The sequence below is a fragment of the Salipiger sp. genome (genome assembly GCF_059781815.1).
Genome location: NZ_JBYNAH010000020.1, coordinates 26,322 through 33,101, shown reverse-complemented (window position 1 = coordinate 33,101; position 6,780 = coordinate 26,322). Strand labels below are relative to the sequence as shown.

The 6,780-nt window shown below is 65.8% G+C and carries 8 protein-coding genes; 4 read left to right on the top strand and 4 right to left on the bottom strand.

Features of this window, described 5'->3' with window-relative positions:
* Positions 1–166: 166 nt before the first annotated feature.
* A complete protein-coding gene (locus AC6RA4_RS04030; RefSeq protein ID WP_500157623.1) occupies positions 167–1,813 on the bottom strand; it encodes an electron transfer flavoprotein-ubiquinone oxidoreductase in 1,647 nt (548 codons plus the stop codon).
* A 292-nt stretch (positions 1,814–2,105) separates the two neighbouring features.
* Here AC6RA4_RS04030 and greA point away from each other — a divergent pair, with 292 nt between their 5' ends.
* From greA to AC6RA4_RS04010, 4 genes are all read left to right on the top strand, one after another.
* The gene (greA, locus tag AC6RA4_RS04025) at positions 2,106–2,576 is read left to right on the top strand and encodes a transcription elongation factor GreA (RefSeq protein ID WP_500157621.1); all 471 of its coding nucleotides are present in this window, start codon (positions 2,106–2,108) and stop codon (positions 2,574–2,576) included.
* Positions 2,577–2,588: 12 nt separating this feature from the next.
* On the top strand, positions 2,589–3,599 hold the full coding sequence (locus tag AC6RA4_RS04020; RefSeq protein WP_500157619.1) for a hypothetical protein: 1,011 nt from the start codon (positions 2,589–2,591) through the stop codon (positions 3,597–3,599).
* A 171-nt stretch (positions 3,600–3,770) separates the two neighbouring features.
* The gene (locus AC6RA4_RS04015) at positions 3,771–4,475 is read left to right on the top strand and encodes an AzlC family ABC transporter permease (RefSeq protein ID WP_500157617.1); all 705 of its coding nucleotides are present in this window, start codon (positions 3,771–3,773) and stop codon (positions 4,473–4,475) included.
* Entirely contained in the window at positions 4,472–4,798 is a 327-nt protein-coding gene (locus AC6RA4_RS04010; protein WP_500157615.1) for an AzlD domain-containing protein, read from the top strand. The genes AC6RA4_RS04015 and AC6RA4_RS04010 overlap by 4 nt, the downstream gene beginning before the upstream one ends.
* 33 nt (positions 4,799–4,831) lie before the next feature.
* On the opposite strand, the gene AC6RA4_RS04005 is transcribed toward AC6RA4_RS04010, so the two are convergent.
* The 3 genes from AC6RA4_RS04005 to AC6RA4_RS03995 form a co-directional block, all read right to left on the bottom strand.
* Positions 4,832–5,461 (bottom strand): hypothetical protein, encoded by a 630-nt coding sequence (locus AC6RA4_RS04005; RefSeq protein WP_500157613.1) that lies wholly within the window; start codon positions 5,459–5,461, stop codon positions 4,832–4,834.
* A 34-nt stretch (positions 5,462–5,495) separates the two neighbouring features.
* Positions 5,496–5,630 carry an aa3-type cytochrome c oxidase subunit IV gene (locus tag AC6RA4_RS04000; protein WP_500157611.1) on the bottom strand — a complete coding sequence of 45 codons (135 nt, stop codon included), beginning with the start codon at positions 5,628–5,630 and terminating at the stop codon, positions 5,496–5,498.
* 117 nt (positions 5,631–5,747) lie between these two features.
* Entirely contained in the window at positions 5,748–6,776 is a 1,029-nt protein-coding gene (locus tag AC6RA4_RS03995) for an MBL fold metallo-hydrolase (RefSeq protein WP_500157609.1), read from the bottom strand.
* Between the last annotated feature and the right edge of the window lie 4 nt (positions 6,777–6,780).

Below are 6,780 nucleotides of genomic sequence, written 5' to 3'. Positions count from 1 at the left end.
TTCCCGCCTACACACTTTCCAGGCGTGCGCCTTCGACCACTCGGCCACCTCTCCGCCGACCCCTTTAGCGGAACACACAACCCCGTTGCAAGGGGCAAAACCCCGATAAAAGAAAGCCCCGGACACAGTCCGGGGCTCTGGGCGTCGCAGCGCGGGGAAAGCCCCGTCACATGTTGGGATAATTCGGGCCGTCGCCGCCCTGCGGGACCGTCCAGGTGATGTTCTGGGCCGGGTCCTTGATGTCGCAGGTCTTGCAGTGCACGCAGTTCTGGAAGTTGATCACGAAGCGCGGCTTGCCATCGTCCTCAACGAACTCGTAGACCCCCGCCGGGCAATAGCGCTGCGAGGGGCCGGCATAGCTCGCGTAGTCCACCGCCACCGGCACGTCCTCGTCCGCAAGACGCAGATGGCAGGGCTGGCTTTCCTCGTGGTTGGTGAACGAGAACGACACGTTGGTGAGGCGGTCGAAGCTGAGCTTGCCGTCGGGCTTGGGATAGTCGATCGGCTTGTGGTGGCTTGCCGGTTCGGTCGACTGGGCGTCGGTCTTGCCGTGGCCCATGGTACCAAAGAACGAGAAACCGAGCTGGTTGGTCCACATGTCGAGCCCGCCCATCGCAAGCGACGAGACCATCCCCCATTTCGACCACATCGGCTTGACGTTGCGCACCTTCCACAGGTCCTTGCCGATGGCACCCTCGCGCACCTCGGTCTCGTAGGCGCTCAGCTCGTCGGAAGCGCGGCCCGCCTGCAGCGCCTCATAGGCGGCCTCGGCCGCCGCCTTGCCCGAGAGCATGGCGTTGTGGTTGCCCTTGATGCGCGGCACGTTGACCATGCCCACCGAGCAGCCCAAAAGCGCCACGCCCGGCGCGACCATCTTCGGCATCGACTGGTAGCCGCCCTCCGAGATCGCCCGCGCGCCATAGGCCACGCGCTTGCCGCCCTCGAGCAGCGCCGCCACGTGCGGGTGATGCTTGAAGCGCTGGAACTCCATGTAGGGGAAGAGGTGCGGGTTCTTGTAGTTCAGGTGCACCACGAAGCCGACATAGACCTGGTTGTTCTCGATGTGGTAGATGAAGGCGCCGCCACCGGCATTTCCGCCCAGCGGCCAGCCCATGGTGTGCTCGACCCGGCCTTCCTTGTGCTTGGCGGGGTCGATCTCCCAGATCTCCTTCATGCCGAGGCCGAATTTCTGCGGCTCCTTGCCCTCGGAGAGATTGTATTTCGCGATCACTTCCTTGGAGAGCGAGCCGCGCACGCCCTCGGAAAGGAACACGTACTTGCCGTGCAGCTCCATGCCGGGCTCGTAGCCCGGGCCGGCGGTGCCGTCGGGGTTCTTGCCGAACTCGCCGGCGATCACGCCCTTCACTTCGCCATTGTCGCCATAGACCAGCTCGGAGCAGGACATGCCCGGGAAGATCTCGACGCCCAACGCCTCGGCCTGCTCGGCCATCCAGCGGCAGACATTGCCCATCGAGACGATGTAATTGCCGTGGTTCGACATGAAGGGCGGCATCGGCCAGTGCGGGATGCCCATCTTGCCGGCCTCGCCAAGCACATAGAACTTGTCCTCGGTCACCGGCACGTTGACCGGGGCGCCCTTTTCCTTCCAGTCCGGGATCAGCGCGTCGAGGCCGCAGGGGTCGAGCACCGCGCCCGAGAGGATGTGGGCGCCGACCTCGGAGCCCTTCTCGAGCACCACAACCTCGAGATCGGCATCAAGCTGCTTCAGGCGGATCGCCGCGGACAGACCTGCCGGTCCAGCCCCAACGATCACCACATCATATTCCATCGACTCGCGCTCGATCTCGGCCATGCCGACCCCTCCGCTGGCTGGGTTTGAAATTTTCTTGCGCACCGAGGTAGCGCGGCAGTGCAGCGAAGGTCAATCAAAACACCGCGTCGCAAGTATTCGGAGAGGCTATTGCCGCCGCGCTACAAGGCTTTTGTCGCAGTTGTCCTGCCGCGCGGGCGGGCATGATTCTGCCCGGATGCAGCGCGAAGCCCCGCCTGCCGGCCGCCTGCCCACTTGACTTGGGGGGCGTGTGGCACGTTATGTGCCATACTCAGACTGGAATGCACGAACCGTACGTTCAGGAGCCCCCTCCTTGGAAAAGATACTGATCACCCGCGCGGGCTTTACCGCGCTCGAAACCGAATTGAAGACGCTCAAGAGCAAGGAGCGCCCCGCCGTGATCCAGGCGATCGCGGAAGCGCGCGAGCTCGGCGACCTGAAAGAGAATGCCGAATATCACTCGGCGCGCGAGAAGCAGGGCTTCATCGAAGGCCGGATCAAGGAGATCGAGGCGGTGATGAGCCTCTCCGAGGTCATCGACCCGACCAAGCTTAGCGGCGCGGTCAAGTTCGGTGCCACCGTGAAGGTGGTCGACGAGGACACCGACGAGGAAAAGACCTGGCAGATCGTGGGCGAGCACGAGGCCAATATCGACAAGGGCCTGCTCAACATCAAGTCGCCCATCGCCCGCGCCCTGATCGGCAAGGAGGAAGGCGACAGCGTCGAAGTGCGCACGCCCGGTGGCGAAAAGAGCTACGAGATCCTCAGCATCGACTACAAGTAAGGTCCGCGCCAGATGGCCGACAGCAAAGACAGCCGCTCCACCCCGCTGGGGATCTACGACCGGCCGCAAGCGCCCGGCGTCACCGGCATCGAGATCACGGCGATCGCGCTCAGCCTTGGATGGCTGGTGCTGTCCGGCGTGTTCTTCCTCTATTTCGGCGGCGAGAGCGCGGATGGCCTGCGCTTCTTGCTGTCGATGATGGTGATGTTCATGCCGGTGGCGATGATCTGGGTCGCGGCCACCGCGGCCCGGGCCAGCCGGGTCATGCGCGAGGAAAGCGCCCGTCTGCAATCGGCCATCGACGCGATCCGCAACGCCTATATCGCGCAGGCCCAGGCCGGGCGGAAAGAGGCCGGGCCGGGCTCGATCGCCAAGAAACTCGACGAGATTGCCGCCGCGCAGCGCAAGGCCGAAACCACGCTGGCGCGCTTCGCGGTCTCGCAGGGCCCCACGGGCCAGCCGGTCATGGCGCCGGCTCCGCAGCCGGAGGCCGCCCCGGCCGACGATCAGCCGGCGCTGTCTCTCGGAACCCCGGCAGAGGCGCTGCAGCCGCCGGTGGCCAATGCCGATTTCATCCGCGCCCTGAACTTCCCCGAAACCGCCGAGGATGAGGAAGGCTTCTCGGCCTTGCGCCGAGCACTCAAGGACCGTCAGGCGGCGCAGCTGATCCAGGCGGCGCAGGATGTGCTGACGCTGCTCAGCCAGGATGGAATCTACATGGACGATCTGCGCCCCGACATGGCCCGCCCCGAGCTCTGGCGCGCCTTTGCCGAGGGCACGCGCGGGCGCGCCGTCGCGGCGCTCGGCGGCGTACGCGATCGTTCGTCGCTGACGCTCACCAACGCGCGGATGAAGCAGGATCCGATCTTCCGCGATGCGGCGCACCACTTCCTGCGACTGTTCGACAAGGGCGTGGCGCGCTTTGCCCCCGAGGCAACCGATGCCGAGATCACCGAGCTGGCCAACACCCGCTCGTCGCGCGCCTTCATGCTGCTGGGACGGGTCGCCGGCACCTTCGACTGAGACCGGCCTTTCACGGCTCGGCTGGCCTTTGTCGGGCCGGCAACAGCCCGGGACCGCCAGCCGGAGCCCCGGAGGGTGCGCCGCTGCACAGCCCGGGCTGCAATCCGCCGCGATTGCATCTCACGCGGGGCTTGGATAGGGCTGGACCGTTCCCCACAACGGAGACGCACGATGGACACGGGCGACCTGCGGTCAAGCTATCTCAAGGGCATTCGTGACGGGGCTCCCTTCATCCTCGTCATCGTGCCCTTCGCGATGGTGTTCGGCGTGCTCTCGAAGAGCGCCGGGCTCAACGTGCTCGAGGCGCTGTCCTTCTCGGTCGCGGTGATCGCCGGAGCGGCGCAATTCACCGCGCTGCAACTGATGCAGGATCAGGCCCCGACGCTGGTGGTGCTAGCCTCGGCTCTGGCGGTGAACCTGCGCATGGCGATGTACTCGGCCTCGCTGACCCCGCATCTCGGCCATCTGCCGCTGTGGAAGCGCGGTATCGTGGCCTATTTCCTCGTCGATCAGGCCTATGCGCTGGGGATCGTGAAATACGAACGCGAACCCGAGATGACCCATGGCGAGCGATTCGCGTATTTCATCGGAACCATCACCCCGATCTGTCCGCTCTGGTACACGTTCACCGTTGTCGGCGCGCTGGTCGGAGCGCAGATCTCGCTCGAGAACGGGCTCGACTTTGCCATGCCGATCGCCTTCCTCGCGCTGGTCGGTCCGGCGCTGCGCACCGGGGCCCATGGCGCCGCGGCGCTGGTGGCCTCGGTCTCGGCGCTGCTCTTCGCGTTCCTTCCCTACAATCTCGGCCTGCTGGTCGCGGCGCTGCTCGGCATGATGGCAGGCGCCGAGATCGAGCGCCGGAGCGAGGCCGCATGATCGACCGTACCGAGCTTTGGATCGTCATCATCGGGCTGGGGCTGGGCAGCTTCGGCCTGCGTTTCGTCTTCCTCGGGCTGGTCGGAGACCGCCCGATTCCGGCATGGCTGATGCGCCACCTGCGCTACACTGCGGTGTCGGTGCTGCCGGCGCTGATCATGCCGCTGATCGTCTGGCCCGCCGCCAATGACGGCCAGCCCGAGCCGGTGCGCCTTGCCGCCGCCGCCGTCACCCTCGGCGTCGGGTTCTATTTCAAGAACCCGCTGCTCGCGATGGTGCTGGGCGGTCTGGTGCTGCTCTCGGGACTTTACTGGCTCGGCTGAGCCGCAAAGAACGGCCCGACGGACCGGCCAGCGTTACTGGCTGGCCAGTTCTTCCGAATAGGCGGCGATGGCCAGCCGCTTGTCGTCGGCGTCGTTCTCGCGCACCACGTAGTCCTCGAGCCCGGGCATGCCGGCGATCTGGTCGGCAAGGTTGTTCGGGAACCAGGTCGTGCTGACGCTCTGAAACCCCGGCAGCTGCGACAGAACGGTGGAGGTTGCCACCGTGCAGCGCGACTGCGAGACCGCGCCGTAATCCTGCACGATGCGCAACGCCCGCTCGGCCACCTCCGGCGACACCTCGATATGCTGAATACGCACCCTGTAGGTCTCGCGCGCATGGGCGCCTGCGTAGATCTCGGCGATCTTCGGCGTGACGCCATAGATCACGTCATCTGACTCGACCAGCCAGCTCGCCCGCACCGACCCGGCCGGATCGAAGATGACCCGTTGCGACGGTGCGTTGATCATCATGCTCGAATGCGCGCCGGCATCGCTGCGGTTGTTGATCATGGTGTAGAGCGTGATCGCGGGCGGGCCGTCATGCCGATAGGCCGCCGCCGCAATCTCTGCTTCGGTGGCGTTGGGGGCCTGCGCGCTTGGCGTGGTGCACCCGGCAAGCGAAAGCGCTGCCAGACCGGCGAGAACCGCGGCTTTGAACGTCATCCGACCGTGCTCCTGAACGAGTGAGGGTGGCGCCTCAGGCGCCGAAGATCATCAGAATGACCAGGATCGCAAAGATCACATAGAGCGTCCGAATGACGAACTTGATGAACCCGTGGAACGTCTGTTCCTGCGCGGTGATATCCATGGTTCCGTGCTTGTGCTCAGCCATCTCCAGATCCGTCCCTGTGGCATTCCTGTTGTCGCTGATTTGACTAGCGGATTTCCCGGCCCCTGTCACCTGCCCAAAAGCCGCAGCTTGCGGGTATCTTTTGCGCCTGCCTGCAGATCAGACCGCCTGCCAGAGCCATGCCCCGTCTTCGCGCATCTCGCGGGTGGCCCGGCCCTCGTGCCAGAGGTGGAGGCAATGCGCCATCGCCTCGACCAGTGCGAGGCCATATTCGGCGGGGCCGATGCGGCGCTTGAACAGCACCGGAAAGCACTCCCCCGCCGCCTTCGGCTCTTTCAGGTGCGCGTGCAGCCGGTCAAGCGCCGAATGGTGGTTCTCGATCAGCTGCGCCATGCGGAAGGGCAGCCCGGTGAAGGGCAGCTTGTGACCGCCGAGCACCAGATGCTCGCAGCGCGCCAGATCCGAGAGCCGCTCGCAGGAGGAGAGCCAGTCGCTCAGCGGGTCGGCCTCGGGCTCGGTGGCGTAGACGCCGAGATTCGAGCTGATGGTCGACAGGATCTGGTCCCCGGACAGCACGAGATTGTCGTCGCGCGACCAGAGCGTCGCGTGCTCGGGCGCGTGGCCATCGCCGATATGCACGTCCCAGCTGCGCCCGCCGATCTCGAGCCGGTCGCCCTGCGCGATGCGGGTGAAGCCAACGGGCATCGGCCAGACGCAATCCGAGAAATTGAACGGGCGCTCGTTGACGCGCTGCGAGAGAATCTCCGCATCCATGCCACAGCGTCGCCAGTAGTCGACCTCCGTTTTCGAAGGCCGGTCCTGATCGTCGAGCGTCAGCATCCGCGCGTAGAGCCAGGCGGTGCGGGTGGTGATCAGCTCGGCACCGCGCTCCTGGAACCAGCCGGCAAGCCCGACGTGATCCGGGTGGTGATGGGTCACCAGCACCCGGCGCACCGGCTTGCCTTTCAGCGGCCCGGCCAACAGCCCTTCCCAGAGCGCGCGGCTGCGGGGCGAGGAAAAGCCGGTGTCGATCAGAGTCCAGCCGTCGCCCTCATCGAGCGCGTAGACATTGACGTGATCGAGCGCCATCGGCAGCGGCATCCGCATCCACAGCACGCCCTCGGCCACCTCGATGACCTCGCCATGCGCGGGCGGCGCCTCGAACGGGTAGCGGATGCCGGTGGTCATGGCC